The organism is Aneurinibacillus thermoaerophilus (genome assembly GCF_900099925.1).
Lineage (GTDB): Bacteria > Bacillota > Bacilli > Aneurinibacillales > Aneurinibacillaceae > Aneurinibacillus > Aneurinibacillus thermoaerophilus.
In genome coordinates this window covers 24,589-44,764 of record NZ_FNDE01000010.1, presented here as the reverse complement: position 1 = coordinate 44,764, position 20,176 = coordinate 24,589, and the positions used below count along the sequence as shown (strand labels likewise).

At 46.4% G+C, this 20,176-nt stretch carries 25 protein-coding genes and 1 riboswitch; of the genes, 6 read left to right on the top strand and 19 right to left on the bottom strand.

What is annotated here, in order from left to right; genetic code table 11:
- Window positions 1–15: 15 nt before the first annotated feature.
- From BLR88_RS07340 to BLR88_RS18975, 3 genes are all read right to left on the bottom strand, one after another.
- Window positions 16–201 (bottom strand): type Z 30S ribosomal protein S14, encoded by a 186-nt coding sequence (locus tag BLR88_RS07340; protein WP_057898806.1) that lies wholly within the window; start codon window positions 199–201, stop codon window positions 16–18.
- A 191-nt stretch (window positions 202–392) separates the two neighbouring features.
- Window positions 393–2,297 (bottom strand): ABC-F family ATP-binding cassette domain-containing protein, encoded by a 1,905-nt coding sequence (locus tag BLR88_RS07335; protein WP_057898805.1) that lies wholly within the window; start codon window positions 2,295–2,297, stop codon window positions 393–395.
- Between the two features lie 39 nt (window positions 2,298–2,336).
- Entirely contained in the window at window positions 2,337–2,501 is a 165-nt protein-coding gene (locus tag BLR88_RS18975) for a TRAP transporter large permease subunit (protein ID WP_139184942.1), read from the bottom strand.
- Window positions 2,502–2,786: 285 nt separating this feature from the next.
- Here BLR88_RS18975 and BLR88_RS07330 point away from each other — a divergent pair, with 285 nt between their 5' ends.
- The 4 genes from BLR88_RS07330 to BLR88_RS07320 are packed head-to-tail and all read left to right on the top strand — an operon-like array spanning window position 2,787 to window position 4,656.
- Window positions 2,787–3,926, top strand: coding sequence for an IS110 family RNA-guided transposase (locus BLR88_RS07330; protein ID WP_091260317.1), 1,140 nt, complete (start codon window positions 2,787–2,789; stop codon window positions 3,924–3,926).
- Window positions 3,927–3,928: 2 nt separating this feature from the next.
- Window positions 3,929–4,072: a hypothetical protein gene (locus tag BLR88_RS19485; protein ID WP_156424036.1), complete on the top strand. Its 144-nt coding sequence runs from the start codon at window positions 3,929–3,931 to the stop codon at window positions 4,070–4,072.
- Complete coding sequence (locus tag BLR88_RS19480; protein WP_217639380.1) at window positions 4,065–4,274, top strand: hypothetical protein; 210 nt, start codon at window positions 4,065–4,067, stop codon at window positions 4,272–4,274. Before BLR88_RS19485 ends, BLR88_RS19480 begins: the two co-directional genes overlap by 8 nt.
- Window positions 4,261–4,656 carry a hypothetical protein gene (locus BLR88_RS07320; RefSeq protein WP_057898802.1) on the top strand — a complete coding sequence of 132 codons (396 nt, stop codon included), beginning with the start codon at window positions 4,261–4,263 and terminating at the stop codon, window positions 4,654–4,656. The genes BLR88_RS19480 and BLR88_RS07320 overlap by 14 nt, the downstream gene beginning before the upstream one ends.
- A 229-nt stretch (window positions 4,657–4,885) precedes the next feature.
- On the opposite strand, the gene moaD is transcribed toward BLR88_RS07320, so the two are convergent.
- The 12 genes from moaD to BLR88_RS07255 form a co-directional block, all read right to left on the bottom strand.
- Window positions 4,886–5,128 (bottom strand): molybdopterin converting factor subunit 1, encoded by a 243-nt coding sequence (gene moaD, locus BLR88_RS07310; RefSeq protein WP_057898800.1) that lies wholly within the window; start codon window positions 5,126–5,128, stop codon window positions 4,886–4,888.
- A complete protein-coding gene (locus BLR88_RS07305; protein ID WP_082705973.1) occupies window positions 5,125–5,592 on the bottom strand; it encodes a molybdenum cofactor biosynthesis protein MoaE in 468 nt (155 codons plus the stop codon). The genes moaD and BLR88_RS07305 overlap by 4 nt, the downstream gene beginning before the upstream one ends.
- Window positions 5,589–6,092, bottom strand: a complete 504-nt coding sequence (mobB, locus tag BLR88_RS07300; protein ID WP_057898799.1) for a molybdopterin-guanine dinucleotide biosynthesis protein B — start codon at window positions 6,090–6,092, stop codon at window positions 5,589–5,591. The genes BLR88_RS07305 and mobB overlap by 4 nt, the downstream gene beginning before the upstream one ends.
- A gap of 12 nt (window positions 6,093–6,104) precedes the next feature.
- Complete coding sequence (locus tag BLR88_RS07295; RefSeq protein ID WP_057898798.1) at window positions 6,105–7,358, bottom strand: molybdopterin molybdotransferase MoeA; 1,254 nt, start codon at window positions 7,356–7,358, stop codon at window positions 6,105–6,107.
- A complete protein-coding gene (locus BLR88_RS07290) occupies window positions 7,355–7,942 on the bottom strand; it encodes a molybdenum cofactor guanylyltransferase (protein ID WP_057898797.1) in 588 nt (195 codons plus the stop codon). The genes BLR88_RS07295 and BLR88_RS07290 overlap by 4 nt, the downstream gene beginning before the upstream one ends.
- 130 nt (window positions 7,943–8,072) lie before the next feature.
- Window positions 8,073–9,290 (bottom strand): aminotransferase-like domain-containing protein, encoded by a 1,218-nt coding sequence (locus BLR88_RS07285; protein WP_057898796.1) that lies wholly within the window; start codon window positions 9,288–9,290, stop codon window positions 8,073–8,075.
- Between the two features lie 37 nt (window positions 9,291–9,327).
- A complete protein-coding gene (locus tag BLR88_RS07280; protein ID WP_057898795.1) occupies window positions 9,328–9,558 on the bottom strand; it encodes a hypothetical protein in 231 nt (76 codons plus the stop codon).
- A complete protein-coding gene (locus tag BLR88_RS07275) occupies window positions 9,551–10,309 on the bottom strand; it encodes a CoA-transferase subunit beta (protein ID WP_057898794.1) in 759 nt (252 codons plus the stop codon). Before BLR88_RS07275 ends, BLR88_RS07280 begins: the two co-directional genes overlap by 8 nt.
- Window positions 10,310–10,314: 5 nt before the next feature.
- Entirely contained in the window at window positions 10,315–11,331 is a 1,017-nt protein-coding gene (locus tag BLR88_RS07270) for a CoA transferase subunit A (protein WP_236781841.1), read from the bottom strand.
- 37 nt (window positions 11,332–11,368) lie between these two features.
- Complete coding sequence (locus tag BLR88_RS07265) at window positions 11,369–12,211, bottom strand: MetQ/NlpA family ABC transporter substrate-binding protein (protein WP_246615623.1); 843 nt, start codon at window positions 12,209–12,211, stop codon at window positions 11,369–11,371.
- 177 nt (window positions 12,212–12,388) lie between these two features.
- Window positions 12,389–12,498, bottom strand: a riboswitch (SAM riboswitch).
- Window positions 12,499–12,594: 96 nt separating this feature from the next.
- The gene (locus BLR88_RS07260) at window positions 12,595–13,452 is read right to left on the bottom strand and encodes a tyrosine-type recombinase/integrase (protein ID WP_057898792.1); all 858 of its coding nucleotides are present in this window, start codon (window positions 13,450–13,452) and stop codon (window positions 12,595–12,597) included.
- A gap of 303 nt (window positions 13,453–13,755) precedes the next feature.
- Window positions 13,756–14,937: a thiolase family protein gene (locus BLR88_RS07255; RefSeq protein ID WP_057898791.1), complete on the bottom strand. Its 1,182-nt coding sequence runs from the start codon at window positions 14,935–14,937 to the stop codon at window positions 13,756–13,758.
- A gap of 207 nt (window positions 14,938–15,144) precedes the next feature.
- Between BLR88_RS07255 and BLR88_RS07250 the strand changes: the two genes are divergently transcribed.
- Window positions 15,145–15,573, top strand: coding sequence for a L,D-transpeptidase (locus BLR88_RS07250; RefSeq protein WP_409359887.1), 429 nt, complete (start codon window positions 15,145–15,147; stop codon window positions 15,571–15,573).
- 166 nt (window positions 15,574–15,739) lie between these two features.
- Here BLR88_RS07250 and BLR88_RS07245 read toward each other — a convergent pair whose 3' ends face one another.
- Together BLR88_RS07245 and BLR88_RS07240 are read right to left on the bottom strand one after the other, a co-directional pair.
- Window positions 15,740–16,249 carry a MogA/MoaB family molybdenum cofactor biosynthesis protein gene (locus BLR88_RS07245; RefSeq protein ID WP_057898789.1) on the bottom strand — a complete coding sequence of 170 codons (510 nt, stop codon included), beginning with the start codon at window positions 16,247–16,249 and terminating at the stop codon, window positions 15,740–15,742.
- Between the two features lie 52 nt (window positions 16,250–16,301).
- The gene (locus BLR88_RS07240; RefSeq protein WP_057898788.1) at window positions 16,302–16,646 is read right to left on the bottom strand and encodes a thioredoxin family protein; all 345 of its coding nucleotides are present in this window, start codon (window positions 16,644–16,646) and stop codon (window positions 16,302–16,304) included.
- A gap of 171 nt (window positions 16,647–16,817) precedes the next feature.
- On the opposite strand from BLR88_RS07240, the gene BLR88_RS07235 reads away from it, so the two are divergent.
- On the top strand, window positions 16,818–17,624 hold the full coding sequence (locus BLR88_RS07235) for a DUF2935 domain-containing protein (RefSeq protein WP_091260314.1): 807 nt from the start codon (window positions 16,818–16,820) through the stop codon (window positions 17,622–17,624).
- On the opposite strand, the gene BLR88_RS07230 is transcribed toward BLR88_RS07235, so the two are convergent.
- Complete coding sequence (locus BLR88_RS07230; protein WP_057898786.1) at window positions 17,617–18,789, bottom strand: CaiB/BaiF CoA transferase family protein; 1,173 nt, start codon at window positions 18,787–18,789, stop codon at window positions 17,617–17,619. The genes BLR88_RS07235 and BLR88_RS07230 overlap by 8 nt on opposite strands.
- A 66-nt stretch (window positions 18,790–18,855) precedes the next feature.
- Window positions 18,856–20,007, bottom strand: coding sequence for a PASTA domain-containing protein (locus tag BLR88_RS07225; RefSeq protein WP_057898785.1), 1,152 nt, complete (start codon window positions 20,005–20,007; stop codon window positions 18,856–18,858).
- Window positions 20,008–20,176: the final 169 nt, after the last annotated feature.

The window sequence follows — 20,176 nt, the reverse complement described above, 5'->3', positions numbered from 1 at the left end:
TCTCAAGCATCCACATTACCAGCTTGCTTTTTTCACGCCAGGCAACTGCCCCTGGTAAGCCAGTTCCCGGATGCAAATTCGGCACAACTTAAATTTGCGGTATACGGAATGCGGACGACCGCACCGCTCGCAGCGGGTATATGCGCGAACTTTGAATTTCGGCTTCCGCTTGGATTTTGCGATCATTGATTTTTTGGCCATAGCTTCCTCCTTTACATTTATTAACATCTATCCTATCACACAAAGCGTTATCTATATCAATACAACTCGATATATCGACATTTTTTCATGGGATCGAGAGAAATAAAAAAGACACCCGACAATGTCGAAACATCAAGTCAAATGTATATATATATCATATCACTGCTTGCGTTTGAGCGCAAAACCGCATTTCAATTTTTCTGCGCCTCTATTTCTTCCACAAGCAAACTTAATTCCGCCCAGCGCTCCACTTTTGCTTCCAGCTCGGCGTCGATCTTTTCTTTTGCGGCGGTCAATTCCTGCAATTTGCCATAGTCGGTAGCGGCCAGCGCCATTTCCTCTTCAAGCTCCTGGCTGCGCCGCTCCAGTTCGCTAATCTCTTGCTCAATCGTTTCAAACTCCCGTTTTTCTTTGTATGACAGGCGGCGCGGCTTGTCTTTTTTCTCACGGAGAGCAAGCTCCTTCTTCCCTTTTACGACTTCAGTCGCTTTTTGCTCTTCCCGTTTCTTTACTTCCAAATATTCGCTATAATTGCCGATATACTCCCGAATTACGCCATCACCTTCAAATGCAAATAGGCGGTCCGCCATACGATCGAGAAAATACCGATCGTGTGACACGGTAATAACAGCACCAGGGAACGTTTCGAGATAGTCTTCCAGAATGGAAAGCGTCTGGATATCCAGATCATTCGTGGGTTCGTCCAATAGCAAAACGTTCGGCTCACCCATTAAGACACGAAGCAAATACAAGCGGCGCTTTTCCCCGCCGGATAACCTGCCAAGCGGCGTCCCATGCATATCGGATGGAAACAAGAAGCGTTCCAAAAGTTGGCCTGCCGAAAGTGTTTTGCCGTCCGCAAGATGAATGATATGCCCGGCTTCTTTAATATAATCAATAACACGCTGCGTTTCGTCCATTTCTGTATTTTCCTGTCCGTAATAACCAAGCCGTACAGTCGGTCCCAGCACCGCCGTCCCTTCCGTCGGTTCGAGACGACCAGCAATGATTTGCAATAAAGTTGTTTTGCCGCTCCCGTTCGGCCCGACGATACCGACACGGTCGCCAGGGACAGCGATGTAGCTGAAATCGCGGATGAGCGTTTTTCCGTCAAATGATATCGAAACATGATCAAGCTCGATGATTTTTTTGCCAAGTCGCTGCGTTTTTAGCTCAATTTGTAGCGTTTTGCTTCGTTCCTGTGGCTTGTTTTCCTGTAGTTCACGGATGCGGTCGATACGGGCTTTCTGCTTCGTTGTACGCGCCTTCGCCCCGCGCCTGAGCCAGGCAAGCTCGCGGCGCAAAATATTCTGCCGGGTCGCTTCCATCGCCGCCTCACGCTCTTCGCGCGCCGCTTTTTGTTCCAGAAAATAACCATAATTTCCGGCATATGAGTACAGCTTCCCTCTATCAAGTTCAATAATACGATGGACAACACGATCAAGAAAATATCTATCATGCGTGATCAAAAGCAGCGCCCCTTTGAAACGCGACAGATAACTTTCCAGCCATTCTATCGTCTCGTTATCGAGATGGTTGGTCGGCTCATCCAAAATCAACAAATCAGCCGGATTAATCAGGGCGCGCGCCATCGCCACCCGCTTGCGCTGCCCCCCGGAAAGCAAGCGGGTTTCCGCAGAAAAGTTATCGATGCCAAGACGCGTTAAAATTGTTTTGGCGTTCGTTTCCAAATCCCAGGCACCAGCGCGATCCATTTGCTCGTTAAGGCTAGCCAGCTTCTGCTGGAGCTTTTCATTTTCCGGATGTCGAGCTAATTGCTCTATCGTCTGTTCATATTCTTTAACCAGTTGGATCAACGGAGAATCGCCCAGAAAAACTTGATCCAGTACCGTTCCTTCTTCTTCAAATGCTGGATTCTGCGGAAGATATTCGACGCGTATGCGATTTCCGATAGTGATCGTTCCGGTATCAGGTGGAATGATGCCGGCCAATACTTTCAGCAACGTCGATTTGCCTGTGCCATTCACACCAATCAGACCGATTCGCTCCCTTTCCTGAATACCGAAGGAAATGTTTTCAAACAGCGTTTTTATGCCATACGATTTAGAAAGATTTTCTGCCGTCAAGATGTTCATAAATACAACGATCCTTTTCTATGTAATCATCTAGTTTTCTCATCTTTTATTATAAATGAAATGTGAGCGAAACAAAGCCGAGTTCAATAAAATTTCAGGGATATTTCCCCATTTGATTGTCTTGTAAATCACAATTCCAACAAAAAAACTGTAAAACACAGCTACGACCGCTGATTCAGTCGAAATAAAAATCCCGCTGTAAATTCCGCATTCATCAAAATGAACAAATGTTTACAGGAGCTAGTTTTACGATTTGTTTAATGACAAAAAATTATTAATATAAATAATTTTTATAATATTTCGTTGATTAAAGTTTATTAAGTATATATAATCAAACATAAAGCAATAAAAAATGAATTTGTACTTTTTTATTTATAGATGATATTGCAAAACTAACATAAAAATTCAATATTATGAATAAGTACGCACAACTGACAGTGGAAATAGTAGCGATTTTTACCATACCAACGAGGCTACTCAAAAGAGAGTTTGTTCTTTAGGCAGCAGAATACATGCTCAATTTCTTTTTCAAGTACACGCCGTGGCTTCGAATCCTTCTATTATTGGATACAAAGTTTGATGACAGAACATCAAAAGACAGAAGTTATTGTCGGTTTAGAACCTACTGGGCATTATTGGTTAACACTAGCTGCTTTTTTACGAAATCGTAAGATTTCGATCGTCGTTGTTAATCCTATGCATGTAAAAAAGTCAAAAGAATTAGATGATAATTCGCCAACAAAGAACGATCCGAAGGATGCGCGTGTGATTGCACAACTCGTGAAAGATGGGCGATACTCTGTACCTTATTTCCCGAATGGTGTATACGCCGAGTTGCGGGAAGCTGTGAAAATAAGAGACGATATCTCTTGCGAGATTCAGCGTATTCAAGGAAACATTCATAACTGGTTAGATCGCTACTTTCCAGAGTTTCTGGAGGTATTTGCAAGCTGGGAAGACAAAGCAGCTTTAGAAACGCTTAAACACTTTCCTTTGCCTCAAGATATCATCGAAGCAGGCTCTTCCGTCATTCTGTCTGTATGGCAGAATAAGATGAAGAGAGGATTACGGCCCGTACGGGCCGTTGAACTTGTGGAACAAGCTAGGCATTCTATTGGCTTGCATGAAGGTGCCAAAATGGCTCAATTGGAACTAAAAACATTGCTCATGAGCTATGAACTAAAGGAACAATTACTTAATCAAGTTATGAAAGAGAGCGAAGAGCTACTGGCTCATATCCCAGGGGTTCAAGAGATTCTAACAATCCCTGGAATGGGAATAACCACCGTGGCGGGTTTTTTTGCCGAAGTTGGAGATTTGTCGCGATACCGGCATCCTCGACAACTTCAAAAATTATCCAGATTGAGTTTAAAAGAAAATCGTTCTGGAAAATATCGTGGAAAAACACAGATTACTAAGCGAGGACGTCCTCGGCTTCGTACTTTACTCTATCGAGTCATTCGACCAATGGTGCTCGTAAATCCAGCTTTTCAAGCACTGCATACCTACTATACGACACGCCAGGAAAATCCATTACGCAAGCAACAATCGTTGATTGCCTTATGTTGTCGTTTACTTCGTATCATATTTGTGCTTGTACGTAAACAAATCGCTCGGGAAAAACGCTAAATATGTCAACCATCAAGCGTTGGACCGACGAAGGCTATCTCGAAGAAGTGATTGACGAACGTGAACGGTTTTGGGCACTAAAGCTGAAGCAGGGAAAAAAAACGCAACCTCTACTCCGTGTCCATCGTTTTTTCTTTTTTGTATGAAAAAAGATATATCGCTCCTCTCTATGATATATTGGACGAAGTAATGTATACTGACGGAGACGAAATGCTGTACGCAGTTGTAACAGATGTGCGAATGAGCGAGGGCCGCTTCTTATATAAAATCCAGTTAGAAGATTACACGGTATTGCAGGATATAGACGAAAAAGCACTGGCAGGTGTACAAGAACATGGTCAAAATTGAAATGAAAAATACAAATGAAAATATTTTGGTTGCAAGAAAATTTCGAGATAAGAACAAATACAATGTAGAAAATTTTAATCTTTATTTCAGCGAAGATAACAGTACCATTATTATTGAAGGGAACAAACTGCTGATTCCCTGCAAAAAGTTTCCCCTCCCTAACATAAAAATAAAAGGCTTGCTTCATCCGCGCGGCGAAGAATTCGAACTTGTAGACGGAGAAAAGGGAAAAACAGTAAACCTTCATTTGGATGCCGAATTGGTAAAAGAGATTAACGCGATTCGAAGCTATGTCAAAAGTAAAACGCAGCATGAAGCTCTGCTTGAAGTGTTTAAGAAAGGATTGGAACAGTACAAAAAAGAACAGGGCGGAACAGAATAGCGATGAAGCACCCCCGTCGAGCAAACGAGGAAACACTCGCGAGGTGTGTTTCAAACATTGCTTTTTCCATGTGGAGCGTGTGGGACGGAGAAAGATCAACAATGGTCTCCTTCCTCAAAGTACCTAGATGTTTTGCCGATTCGACTGAAGAGCCACAAAGCGGCCGTTTGGCTTTTTTGAGGAAAAAGAGCGAACAGCAACACCCGCGAGTGCTTCTTATCATGTAGAATCAGCCACCGCTAACGGGTGGAATGAATGCTACTTCGTCGCCGTCTTGCAACGGGTTCGCAAAGGCGGCAAATTCCTGATTCACCGCGACCATTGCGGCTGGAATCCGGGAGGCAAGCGACGGATATTGTTCGGCAAGCCACCTTTTCACGTCTTCCGTGGTCATTCCTTCCTGCCACGTCATTTCGATCGTTTCTTTGCCTGCCTCTTCCGCCATGGCTGCAAAAAGTTTGATCGTAATCAAGCGTCTTTTCCTCCAATCTCCGGTTTTCCGGTCGGGTATGGTGTGATTTCTTTTTGATCACCAATCCATTCTTCCCCATCTTCCCAATGCTCTTTTTTCCAAATCGGGACGATTTCTTTCATTCGTTCGATGGCGTAACGAGAATATTCGTAAGAATCCGCTCGGTGCGGAGTCGCAACTGCAATGGTGACAGCGATATCGCTAATGTCGAGCCGCCCGATGCGATGGGTAATAGCGACGCGGGCCTCCGGGCACTTCTCCTGAATTTCGCGGCCGATTCGTTCCAGTTGTTTCTCCGCCATTTCTTTGTAAGCAGCATATTCAAGATACAGTGTTTTTTTACCTTTCGTTAGTTCACGCACGGTACCGACGAATAAATTAACGGCACCGCAGTTCGGATGAATCACTTTGCGCATGACCTGCTCTACAGATATCGTATCTTCCACAATTTCAAACAGCTTCAATCCGTTTCTCCTCCAAGATAAAGTAACACTTCCTTCATCAGGCCGGTTACATCATTTATGTGATACTGTGGACATGAAATGTTGGGAAGGGGTTCCCAGGCGGCAACCATAAGCACAGATGTAACATTCTCCAATAACTCTGTATGTTCCGGATGCCGGAGAACGACGATTTTCGGATAATCGGCCCATTTATATCCCTCAATAAACACCACATCCATATCTTCATACATCGGGAGCAATTCTTCAATGGAGCGCCGTTCCTGAATCATGATCGCCGTTTTGGCGGCAGAGGTAATGGATACAATGCACGCACCCGCTTCCCTGTGTTGCCATGTGTCCTTGCCCGGTTTATCCACATCAAAATCGTGGGCGTCATGCTTAATAGTTCCGACTTTATAGCCACATGCGGTCAGCCTAGCGATCAGTTTGACAAGCAATGTCGTCTTCCCGCTGCCTGAATAACCGACAACCTGTAATACGTGCGGCCTGTGTTGCGTCATAATGCTCTCCCCTTATTCTCCCGCATTGTACGGTAGCAATAGAATCGTAGCTTTATCCCCTCTGCTTATGCCGCTTCCTCCCGGCGGGATACGAAGCAGACAATTCGCGTCGGTGATATTGGTCACGACACCGGATTTATCCTGACCAACCGGGTAGACGACTATTTTTCCGTCTTCTACCGTCCAGGAACTGCGGACGTACCGCGTGAACGAAGATGGCTTTTTCATATCGAGCCCCATTGTCGCTTCGATTTCAGGTAAAGTCACTTGTTTTTTCCCTTGCATCGTCTGCAACAGCGGACGGACAAACAGCTCGAATCCGACGAAACAAGCGCCTGGATTACCGGAAAGCCCGAAGATGAATTTATCCTTATAGCGAACCGCTGACGTTACGCTGCCCGGGCGCATCGCGATTTTGTTGAACAAAAGTTCTGCTTTCAAACGTTGAAAAACTTCGACCATAATATCAAAATCGCCGACTGACACGCCGCCGGACGTAATCAGTATATCGGTTTCCTCCAGAATGGAAAGCACCGTTTCTACCGCTTTATCCGGGTTATCTTCAAGGTTGCCATATAATACGGGAATGCCTCCTGCCTGACGAACTTGGCTTGCCGTCATATAGCTATTACTGTTGCGAATTTTTCCGTAGCGCAGCGGCTCCTCCGGCTGCAAAAGTTCCGAGCCGGTGGCCAGAATCCCAATTTTCGGCTGGCAATATACAGGCACCTGTGCATAACCGAACGTGGCAAGTAGGGCCATCTCTCCCGGACCGATGCGTTTGCCGGCCTCAATAAGCAAATCGCCTGTTTTCGCCTCTTCTCCCAATTGAATAACATTCTCACCAGGTTTCATTTCCTTTTTAATACCAACGATTTTTTTCGTTGGCGCTTCGTTTTCCGTTGTCATCTCAAACATAATAACACAGTCGGCTCCTTTTGGAATGGCGGCGCCGGTCATAATGCGTGCGGCCTGTCTTTTTCCGACAAAAAAAGCTGGCTCATCACCGCAGGCAATCGCTCCGACAATTTCCAGTTCAACAGGTTTGGTGATGCAAGCGCCAATGGTGTCTTCTGAGCGTACAGCAAACCCATCGTACGGAGATTTTGGGAAATGTGGCACATCATTAGTGGCACGAATCGGCTCCGCCAGCCTGCGGCCTTCGCTTTCCGTCAACGGAACAAGCTCCACGGCGCCTGTTTCGGCAAATGCAAGAATACGTTGCTGGGCTTCCGCCACCTGAATGGGTTCTCGGTGAAACCTCATGTTCTCTCTCCCTTTCGAAAATGATTGTACTCTTCCATCGTATTTACGTTATAAAAAGGATCGGCTGCAAAATAAGGCGTGGCGTCCCACTGTTTCACTCTGGATGCCTGTATCACATCGAACATACGTCGCCGTCCACTTTGCAAAAGCTTGATGACAAGCGGATATAACCTGCGGTGGTAAAGCGCACATAACGGATGCGCCCGTCCATTCCACAGCGGGAGAACGATATCAAAATCGGCACGCAACTCGTCCGACTGCGCACGCAACATTCGTAACAGTTCCAGAGTAAGCGCGGGCATATCGCACGCTACCACCAGTAATACATCGTGCTTAGATACACGCATGGCGGTCGCTATACCGCCAAGAGGTCCCTGCCCTAGTATGTCGTCTGAATATATAGGAACACTGTCTGAAATCATGGTCAACCGTTCCCGGTGATTGGACACAATTAGACAACTATTCGCCACTAAATCAAGCAATTTCCATGTCCGCTCAATGAACGTAACGCCGCTCACTGGAAGCAGCTCTTTGGGCCTTCCCATCCGCGAGCTCCGCCCGCCAGCGAGAATCACGCCTTCCATTCGCTCGCTCCTTCTCTACAAAAGTTGGTATTATTCATCTATTTTACCTTATTTACAATTTAAAAAAACGGTTGATGAAAGATAAAGAGAGCGAACGCGCAGCTTCGCTCTCTTTATCTTTCCTAGTTTCTTATATTTCCGTCAACGCTTTATCCGTTGTAATGGCTTCATACGCTTCTTCAAGGACGCTGACAAGCTGACTCATGCCAAATTCGATTTTCTCCGGAACAGAGTGCGTATAATTGAGACGGAACGTGTTATGTTTCGGTTCTTCTACATAGAACGGGGAACCCGGAACGTACGCTACGCCTTTTTCAATCGCTTTAGGAAGCAGCGATTTCGTATTGATTTTCTCATGCAGAGAAACCCAGAAGAACATGCCTCCCTGCGGAACGACATACTCGAGACCAGGCAAGTCTAATCTTTGCAGCTGGTTAAGCATGGCATGCATTCTTTCTTTGTAAACGGCGCGCAATACCGCAATATGCCCGTTCAAATCAAAATCGCGCAGCAAATAATACAGGGCCTGCTGGTCGATGGAACTGGAATGAAGATCAGCAGCTTGCTTGGCTTGCGCCATCATTCGGATGATCTGATAGGGCCCCATTACCCAGCCAGTGCGCAAGGCGGGCACGACCGTTTTGGAAAACGTGCTCGTATACAGTACCGTTTCACCGTTATCAAGCGCAGCAATGGGTGTGTAATTGGCCGCTTCATCGAATTGAATTTCTCCGTACGGATCATCTTCAAAAATAATGACATTATATTTTTTCGCAAGGCGCAACAGGTGTTCGCGGCGCTCAAGCGACCATACTTTGCCGCTCGGATTGGAAAATGTCGGCACAACATATACGAATTTCGGCAGATGAGTTTTCATTTTTTTCTCTAGGTCTTCCGGCAACATACCGAACGCGTCCGATTCAACCGGAATGACCTGTGCTTCGTACGATTGGAATACCTGAAGCGCCGCTAGATATGTAGGATTCTCCGTAAGAATAATGTCGCCCGGGTTCAGCATAATGCGGGCGAACAAGTCAATCGCTTGCTGGGAACCGGTTGTAAGCAAAATATTTTGCGTATCCATACGAATGTTCTTGCGCTGCGCCATCCGTTCCGCAATCGCTTCGCGCAACAGAATAAACCCTTCGGTTAAACCATATTGCAGCGAATGTTTTCCGCTCTCAAATACCCGCTTATATGCTTCTTCTACCGCTTCAAGCGGAAACAAATCATCATCGGGCAATCCACCAGCGAACGAGATGATGTTCCCTTGGTCAATAACTTTTAAAATATCCCGGACCGCGGATGATTGGAAGTTCCGGGTTCGTTGTGCAAATGCGTATTTCATAATCCAGCCACCTCGATATGCTTTGCTTTTTAAAATATTAAAAATACATTATACCTTTTGAGCGAGATTGGCAAGACCTTACGCTATTTTTCTTCCAGATTTTTTGGAATAGACGGATAAAATGCGTTCGCTTGCAAAGCCGTTCTTCAGGCAGAACACCCAAAACATCCAAGTAGTCCAATGTTGGAGATAGCCCATGTTTTTTCCGTTTTTCAAACGGTTTTGCTGAAACGAAAAAGCAAACTTCACTTTTATCAAAATTAGCCAAGCACGATTCCGCCTGGATCTAAAGTATATAATATCTTCAATTCCTCTTGTGTCGGCTCAGGGAGGTAACTCCAATTCGGATCAATATCAATGGCAAAACCGCTGTTCTCCTGCACTTGCTCCAGTTTCACTCCTTCGTATAAGTGCAAAAGAGTCAATCGACGCGTTTCTTTGGGAAAACCGTAAACACCTAACTGCGTCACCACGCGGTACGGCCCCGTATCCGCGGGCAATCCTCGGCTCTCACGTGCACCTGGACCGTCAAAGTATCCCGGACTGGTGATAAAATCGAGTTTGGGCGTAAATTTTCTTTTATCCTGCTTCATTAAAATAATCGTTCTCCAGCAGAAGGAAGCGATATCCGCTCCGCCACCGGAACCGGGAAGTCTGACTTTCGGATTTTCCCAGCTTCCAATCACCGTTGTATTTAAATTTCCATAAGGATCAATTTCCGCTCCCCCAAGAAACCCATACTCGACAAAACCCGCCTGTGCGAGGCTCATTACATAATCCATGGAACCGACAATAATTCCGTTCTGAAACGTCAACGACTCACTCACCTGAATGGGCAATCTTCCGGTCGGCTGGCCCCCGACTCCGCCTCCCTCATAGATAGTAAGCAGGCCCGGTGCATGCGTCCGCTGGGCCAAGACCGCAGATAAAAGCGGCATTCCCGTTCCAACAAATACACTTTTATTGTTTTCCAATAATCTTGAAGAAGCAACGATCATCCGTTCCATATCTGTTGCCATAGCTCTTACCTCCTTTTCGCTACCGGCGGATAATCCGCAATTCCTTTCTCAATATGCTCCAGTTCACGCAGTACGCGCAGACCCCCGATTCGCTCCAAGTACTCATAGTGGTCTTTTGTGCCCCGGATATACGTGTTGAGATACTCTTCCACACCTTCATCGGTCAACGACGCGTCCAGCCATTCCTGCCAGTGTATTTCATCAAAGGAATACAGATATGGAACCTGGTTCGGATGAGAACCGTACGGCACTTCAACGACTGAATCCACTACAAAATAAGGGATTTTCGTATGGTCAGGACGCTTTCGAATTTCATCCGTTGCCACAATTTTTTCCGTCGTGACAATAACGTGCTTGGCAGCATGGGCCAGTTCGAAATCTTCTGTGATATTGCCGTCAATTTGACAGTTACCATATTTATCCGCACGATGGACATGCAGAATCACAACATCGGGATAGCAGGCAGGAATCAATTCCACCGGCCTTCCAGTAAACGGGTCTTGTATGCGTACAGAACCACTGTAGTGCAGCGTGTCGGTGCCGATTGCCGTGCGTGTGGGATAAAACGACAGGCCCTTCATAGCAGCCGTAAAACGCCATTGGAAGGCGGCATTTGTTGTCTCAGAAATGACCTTTAACTTTCCACTTTCTACTGCCGCACGAGCTGGACGGGACAGTCCTCTAATTTCATCCCCGAAGCCATAGGCCACTTCCGCTTTTGAAACTAGTCCGGCGGCTGTTAACAAATTCCAGTCATGCTGAGAACCTTTGGCTCCTACTGTCAAATCGCCGATCCCCTGTCGAATTATTTCGTAGACGGCAGCCATAGGGGTACGCACGGAACCCATACCGCCAAAGACAATATAGCTTCCCGGTTTGACACCCCAGCTTATCGCTTCTCGTAACGTTGTTCTTTTGTCGCGCAGTTCTACCGATTTATGCTGACGTCGGTATGCCCGTATCTCATCCGGGTCCGCCCATCCAAACAGGTAGGGGTTTACTTGTGTTGCTTCGCTTGTCATCAGCGATCTCATCTCCTTACTTAAACCATTCAGCCCATTATTTTTGATAATCTGGCTTTACGAATCCTTCAAATTCTTTATCTGTAATTTCTTTAAATTCAGATGATTTGTAAGCTTCAACTAAATCTTTCACAAACATTTTATCTTTGTCTTCTGTTCTAACTGTTAATACGATCATGTAGTGAGGTGGCGTTTTTTCCAACGCAACCGCTTCTTTAAGCTTTAATCCGGATGCGATGGCAAAGTTTCCGTTAATAAATGCGTAATCGGCGTCATCAAGCGAACGTGGAAGTTGGGCCGCCTCCAGCGGAAGAATAGTAAGTTTTTTAATGTTTTGTGCAATATCTTTTTCAGAGGCTTTGGTTGGATCGATCCCTTCTTTCAGCTTAATCCAGCCAAACTGGTCAAGCATGGTTAAAGCTCGTGCCTGATTTACTGGATCGTTCGGCAGTGTAACCGTTGCCCCTTCCTGAATATCATTCAATGACTTATGTTTCCTAGAATATAGCCCTATCGGCGCTGTCGGCACTTCAAGCACCCCTGTAAGATGCAAGTTATGGTCTTGCGCAAACTTTTTCAAGTATAGTGGATTTTGAAATACGTTGGCATCCAGCGAACCTTCGGCCAACGCTTTGTTTGGCTGCACATAATCACTGAACTCAACCACTTCAATTTTATACCCTTTCTTCTCAAGAATCGGTTTAATCCCTTTGTTAATCTGATCGCTGTATGGTCCTGCTGTAGCACCGATTTTCAATTCCTTTTTCTCTCCGTTTGCTTTACCGGCTGCAGCTGTTTCTTCCTTCGCCGAGCCGCAAGCTGATGCAATCATTGAAAAAATGAGAATAAGCGCCATAATGAATACAGACTTTGTTTTCACCGGAAATCCTCCTCAACAAGTTATATACTTTCTGAATCCAGCCCATCCCTTACACGTCTACATGAAATCTATGTACCGACAATATTTTTTTACTCTTTCACCTCCTGAATGAATAAAAAAATTGGCCTCTTGTTACACAAGAGGCCGACGGATGATGAAAAGTTGTCACATCGCACCTCCTTATCTTTCAGGACATAAATCCTGTTGGAATTGGCACCGTTTGGATGTAGTCTCCAATGGTTGCCGAGGTTTCACCGGGCCAGTCCCTCCACCTCTCTAGATAAGAAAGTAAGTATTCAAAGCAGTTTACTTTGTGTTATTTTATTACTACAGTTCCAATTAGTCAACTAAGTTTAATTACATGATATACAAATTTTATCTTCCTATCTTTGTGCCGCGATTTCTTCCATAATGTGATCAGGCAAAATCAACTGCTCGATGCCAAGCATATCGGCCACTTCGTCCCGGCTGTAACCGCGCAGCATCTTCTGCACAACAAACGTGTTGCGCAGTTTTTGCGCATGGATGTGCAGCCCCGCTTTTTTGCCGAGCGTGTTCAGAATAAATTGGATGCTGCGCGGGCTCATTCTTTCCCCCTGCCGTGATGTAAACACAAACGGTGAATCCCCGCTGACTTCTTTGTATGCCCGTAAAAATCTGGCTTCGTGCGCCGTGAGGACAACCCGTCGTATATTTCCAAGCGAAATGCCGATAATTGTGCTGTCATTTTCCCATATGATTTCGTTCCACAATAAATTCGACGCCTCCTGAATTCGCAGCCCTCCCCATAGAAACAGCGAGATAAGCGCCATGTTGCGCAAATAGATCTCCTGCTTATTTTTCGCGGCCGCATCCTGTTCGACGGTACGAAGCAAAAAGTCCACTTCCTCATCCGTTAAATAGAACGCCTGCTCCTCCTTTTTATCCGGTCGCCGCTTCAGTTTAGCGCACGGATCAATGCCAATTACACCTTTAAGCCATAAAAAATGAAAGTAGGATTTGAGCGCCGATATTTTTTTGTTAACGGTCGACACCTGACGCCCTGCTTTCAATTCTTCTTCGATAAATTGGGTTACTGTCGAGTAACCGATTTGATGCAATTCCATATGGGGATGCACCCTGCCAAGCCAGGCGAAAAAGATGGTCATTTCCATCATATAAGAATGAATCGTTAAATCAGCTCTCATCTGCTCGATCAGATATTGTTCGTACTCATCGTGGTAGCTGAAGCGATAGTTCATAGCACTCCCTCCTTCTTTTTTGGTGTGTTTGGTTTATGGTTTGTTATTTTATACGCAGTATTTTTATACATTAATTTTATTGAATCTTCTTCCTTTTCTCAAGCTTTTTTAGCCGAGAATTTACCGCAGCTTTCATACAGACTATTAATAAAAGTAAAACGCCAGCAGAAAATCTTTAATGACGCCGGAGAAGAGGAGTACATATAACGGATGTGCTTTATCACAGCAACGCAACGAAGGCAGCAGAAAAAAGAAAGAGCACGGGGCAACATTTCCGCGCTCTTTTATTATGCTTATTCATCTTTATATCGTCATATTTTCATAAATGACTGACAGCCCCATGCCACCAGCCATACAAAGCGTTACCATACCATACTTCACACCTGAACGCAGCATCTCATTCATCAGCGTGACCGTCAACTTCGCTCCGGTTGCACCCACGGGATGGCCCAGCGCAATAGCGCCCCCATTCACATTCACGACATCCGGGTTCAAGTCGAGCTCTTTTATTACTGCAAGCGCCTGGGCCGCAAACGCTTCGTTTAGCTCGATCCGCCCAATATCCTCTAACTTTAATCCCGCTTTCTCCAATGCCTTGCGTGTCGCCGGCACCGGGCCGATCCCCATAATATTCGGTTCCACGCCCGCGCTCGCGAAAGCTTTCACCTTTAGCAACGGTGTAAGCCCTTTTTCTTCCGCTTTTTCACGTGACATCATCAGTACGGCTGCCGCTCCGTCATTCATCGGGCAAGCGTTGCCCGCCGTAATCGTGCCGTCTTTTTTAAAGACCGGACGAAGCTGCGCCAGGCTGTCAAGATTAATATCAGCGCGAACCGACTCATCCGTCGTAAACAGCTGCACCTCTTTCCGCCCGGTCACTTTTACCGGGACAATCTCATCGTTAAAATGCCCGTTCTCAATCGCCTGCAACGCTTTTTTGTGACTATCGTACGCAAACTTATCCTGTTCTTCACGACTGATGCCGTAGCGTTCAGCTAAACGTTCTGCTGTCATGCCCATATGTTCGTTTTCAAGCGAGCAAATAAGTCCGTCTGCAAGCAGCGCATCTTCCATTTCAATGTTTCCAAATTTGCTGCCCCACCTGTTTTTCACAAGGTATGGTACATTGCTCATGCTTTCTACACCTCCGGCGATAACAACGTCTTCTTGGCCTGCCGCTATCGTAAGCGCGGCCGTCGTAATCGCTTTCAGGCCGGAGCCGCATGCTTTTATGACAACATGAGCCGGGGCGCTGCGTGGGAATCCTGCGCGCTGGGATGCAATGCGCGCAGAGTTCAATCCGCCGCCGTGCACATATCCGTGCCCAAAAATAATTTCATTAACCTCTTCTTTCTTCAGCGAAGTTTTCGTCATCAATCCTTCCAACACCTGCACACCTAGCTCAACCGCCGGCACGTCGCGCAACGATTTTCCAAACGCTCCTACAGGCGTACGTGCACCCGCTACGATCACCGCTTCTTTCATATTCTTCTTCCTCTCCTTCTTCAGCCAGTCTTATGCACCTTCTTCGTCTCCATCATAAGAAAAAAGCAGGGCGCAAGACATCCGCCGCGGCATCTGAAAATCACACAAATTTTTATACATTGTGTACAAACGCAGTACCTTTACCGCTAACACGCTTTCGTCACTACCATGATCGTTTCCTCAGTTATTCTTTGCAACCCATCGACCTTGATTTTCAACAATGATTCCGTCATTACGTTTTTGTTACCCATCCATGCCCGGCCAACCCTCTCTTCATACGATAAGAAAGGAGGTGATCGCTTGGCATACTCTATTCATGTTTCCCTTTTTGCCCACACGCTGACGCTTCAGCAAAATAATCGCGCGATCAAAACATACCCCATCGGCGTCGGAAAAATGCTCACACGTACACCTATCGGCACATTTTATATCATCAACAAAGCTCCCAATCCCGGGGGGCCGTACGGCACCATGTGGATTGGCCTTTCCAAAAAACATTACGGCATACACGGCACCAACAACCCGGCTTCCATCGGCAAAAACGTATCGAAAGGTTGCATTCGGATGCACAACCGAGACGTCAATGAACTGGCACGGATCGTCCCTATTGGAACGCCGGTATACATTCGTCCATAGTCAACTTCCCCACCTCCGCTAACACTTGGGGGTAAAGAGCCTATGCGGTTTGGGATAAAAAAAGCACCCTCGTCATCCAAAGGTGCTCTAAGAATAAGTTATGATTGCTTGATTAGCAATCCATCTTTATGTCCCAGCGTCGCTACGCTGGTTTTCTTTTCCTTTTCTATTTTTTATATATCTCCCTTATCACATGACCTAATTCAGGAATAATCAACTTGCTCATCGCAAGTCGCACCGCACCCGAAGAGCCCGGCATGGAGAAAATAGCTCGGTCTTTATATACGCCCGCAATTGCCCGACTCAAAATGGCCGCTGAACCGATATCTTCCGTATAACTGAGCATGCGGAAAATCTCGCCAAACCCCGGCAACTCTTTTTCTAACAAAGAAGCGACCACTTCATACGTCACATCCCGCTTCGCAATCCCTGTTCCTCCGTTCAAAAGAATAGCATGCACATCCGAAGCGGATACCGCTTCTTCGATTGCCGCCGCAATCGCATCCCGCTCGTCTTTGACAATCTGGTAGCGCACGACCGGATGGCCTGCTTCTATTAGAAATCTGCGAATAAGCTGCCCGCTTTTATCCGTTTCCTCATTTCGGGTATCGCTTACCGTAATAATCATGCAGCCGACCTGCTTCGGTGCTTCTTTTTTATGTTCCGCTACTGACACGTGGATCTTCCTCCCCTTTTCCCGTGAATACCGGCTCACGTAAACATAAGGTTTATTTTTGCAGCGCTTCCGCTACCTGCACAGCACGATTAAGGAACGTTTCGATCTCCTCACGTGTTTTGCCAGCGCGGCTTACAAAGCGAACAATCTCCCTGCCGTTCCGAAATGCGACAAAACTCGGAATACCAAAAATGTTAAGCTCTTCGGAAAGCTCGGGAAACGCATCACGATCCACGCTGATGAATGTTACCTTATCTTTATACGCCTCTTCAACTTCCGGCATAAATGGGTCAATCCGGTGGCAATCCGGGCACCAATCGGTATAAAATTTCGCAACAGTAAGCTCATCGGATTGAATCGCTTCCCGAAATTGTTCAGCTGTTTTGATTTCTTGCATAAATATTCACTCCTTGACATTGGTGTAATCGTTTTTCAAGAGAACTATCTCTTTCATTATCTTATCTTTTTCCTGCGCAAAAAAACACGAACAGCCTCTCTTTCATTTTTCTAAATTCTCTTCTTCTCTCATAACAATATTACTAGCAACTGTTACGAGGGAGGAAAATGCATGTCCAACCTTTTTGCTGAACGTTCACTCCACGAAATCCGCTTCTGGAGCCAGATTATGAAAGAACACGCCTTTTTTCTACGCCTCGGGTTTACTTCTGACCAATCACGGCTGATTCAAGAAGCAAACCAATTTTACCATATGTTCGAAAACATTGAGGAGCGCGCAGGTGCTTTTGCTGCTGATACTGACCATGAAGCGATCGCACGCTTTAATATGGAAGTGTATCAGGCGACGACCCACCTTTGGACCTATAAGCGCAACGTGCTTGGGCTCATTCTATCCTGTAAAATCCACGCTCATCTCTTTCCATCGTTCATTGATCATATAAGCCGGGAAGCCGCCTACTTTATGAACCGGCTTGAACAATTGAATCGCGGCATGCTCGATCCGCTACCAGACACTGTGATTAATGAGAATGTTTTCTTTCTCCGCCTGATGGCCGATCATGCAAAATTTATCGCGCACATGCTCGATCCGTCGGAGCGAAACCTTATCAGCGAAGCGACCGATTTAAGCTATCAGTTCGAGCAATTGCTATTCCAGATGGTCGATCTTGAATCGATGCGCCCTGCTTCGCAAACCGCGGGCATTTTAACCCGGCTCCTTGAGGAACATCGCGAAGCCATGCAAAACATCCACGCCTTTAAACAAACGATACGTGAGTTACTGGATCTGTGCTGCCTCCGGGGCATCATACATCCGCTTTTTGCTGATCATACGTACCGGGAAGCGAACCATTTCCTTGAGCTGCTCGGACATCTGGAAGCGAGCTTGACAGCAGGACCGGAGCCCTCCGCTAAATAATGCTTTTTTCTTTTAATTCTTGAATCATCTTGTCATCATATCCTAACCCGCGCAACACTTCTTCCGTCTGCGCGCCGCGCGCAGGCGGAAAAGCTTGCGCTTCAATGTTCGCCTCAGCCAGCAAAGGATTCTTCACCTGTGTAACGGAAGGGTGCTCGTTCCAGCGCGCAAACATGCCCCGGTCAAGCAAATGCGGATCGTCCAATGCCTCTGCCAACGATAATACCGGTGTCAGACAAACGTCTTCTTCTTTAAAAATATCCATAATCTGCTCAGCTGTATATTTCTTGAAATAGGCCGTTACTTCCTTTTTAATGCACAGCTGCTTGGCAGGCTCCAAATAATCCGGCATGTGATCATCAAGTCCGGCCACTTCACAAAAGCGCTTCCAAAACTTCGCCTCAAGCGCTCCGAGAGCCATCCATTTCCCATCCTTTGTCTCATAAACATTATAGCAAGCAAGCGCCCCGGTCAGCGGATTGAACGAAGGTCTGCCACTTTCTCGGGCCGCAAGATGGTACCCCAGTGCCGGAATCATAAACGGCAACACACCATCCGTCATGGCAACATCAAGATATGTGCCTTTTCCTGTTCGCTCCCTGCCAAAAAGCGCAAGCAAAATTCCGCTAACCGCGTGTAATGTACCGGCCCCTATATCCGCGATCTGAACCGGAGGAAGCCATGGCATGGGCGTCTTTCCTGAGTGAATGCAATCATGGAGCAACCCGGTAAATCCTATATAATTCAGATCATGGCCGGCCTTTTTCGCATACGGCCCGTTCTGTCCGTATCCAGTAATCGAGCAATAAACAAGACGCGGATTTATTTCGCACAATGCCTCATAGTCCAATCCAAGCCTCCGCATAACGCCCGGACGAAATCCTTCCACCAGTATATCGGCCTTGCAGACCATCTTCCGTAAAATCTCTTTTCCCTCTTCCTGCCGCAAATCGAGCGTCATGCTTCGTTTGCCACGGTTAACGAGTTGGTAAAGCGCACCCGCACCCGCAAGCATCGGTTCCATTTCGCGCGCATAATCTCCCAATCCGGGGTCTTCAATCTTTACTACATCCGCTCCCCAATCCGCCAGATACATCGTACACAACGGCCCTGGAAGCAACCGGGTTAAATCAAGCACCTTGATTCCATGCAACGTCCGATGCATATTCTCCCTTCTCTCTATAGATTTTTTCCTTTCAAATAAAAAAATAGCACACTAAGGTGCTATTGGCTATTCACTAACCCACAGTTCTACAACTTCGACTCTCGGAATTTTCTCACCAGGTTTTGGGTTTTGCTTCAACACAGTCCCTTTTTTAAAGAACGAAGATTCAAGATAATATTTATAACGCAAGCCCGATTCACTTAGCTTCTGGCTGGCTTCCTGAAGGGATAGACCTTCTACGTCCGGCACCTCTACTCCCGCTTTATTTTCTTCCGACTGCTGTCCGCCTGTCTCTTGGGAAATCGTTTCAACCGATTTAGCCGAACTCGGTTTATCGTTTTGTGCAAATGCGAACGCCACTACACAAACGATTGCTACCAGCGCAACCGCAGCCAAGCGTTTAGGCGACAGGCCTGGAACCTTGCGTTTTTTCGCTTCTACGTGGGCGCGCGTTTTTAGCGGAGCTGAAAGCAGCCCATGCGATGTTGTATTCTTTCCCTCTTCCTGCACAGAAAAAGGACGAAGGCCCGCTTGTGTCTTTTTAATATAATGATAAAGAGATGTAATATCTTCCAGCGTTTGCGCCAGCATTCTTTCATACTGTTCTGCCCTATTCTTCTGTTCACGACGCCAGATCGCCCGGAGCGATTTGCGGATAATAAATAGATCTCCCGGATATGATAAAGACATTTCTTCAATGACTTGCTCAAGCGGTAGCTCAATCTTTACCTCGCCGAACATCATATAATGCATAAGACGAAACATATCGCTAATTTCACGGCCGACGGCTTCTTCAGATACAGCCCAGCTATTGATCACTTTCACTTCTCCAGTTTCCGTTAACCAAAGATTATTTTTAGTAAAAAGCAACCCCCGGCCTTTCGTTTGGCTGGCCTCTTGCAAAATTTGCACAAACTGGCGAGCCATACCAAGCGCCTCCTTCAAAGACAGTGCACGCGACTTGGCCGCCGTGCCAAGCAGCAGGCCCGGGATGTATTCCAAGACGACAAACGCTTCGTTTTCCGTCTCCCCTCGATCCAGGATTTGCAGAACGGATGAGCCGTGCATCATGCATTCCGGGTACGACGATCTGCGCGGAAAAATATAGAGAAGAACATCGCGCTTTAAAATTTTATCGTGCCCGCGGTGAAGCTGCCCTATTTCATCCTCGTGCAGCAGCATATCCGGCACATAACGCTCGTACAATCCTTTTTTCATATGCAATCATACCCCTCACATCGGTTTCTCAAGCTGTCGTTCTAGTCCGTATGACTTTCTTCAAGACTGAAAAACTGTCGTATCTTTCTTGCATCACCATACACAGCACACAGTCCCCAGGTTGAATCACGGTGCTTCCTGTCGGATTTTTAATGATGTAGCTGTTTCT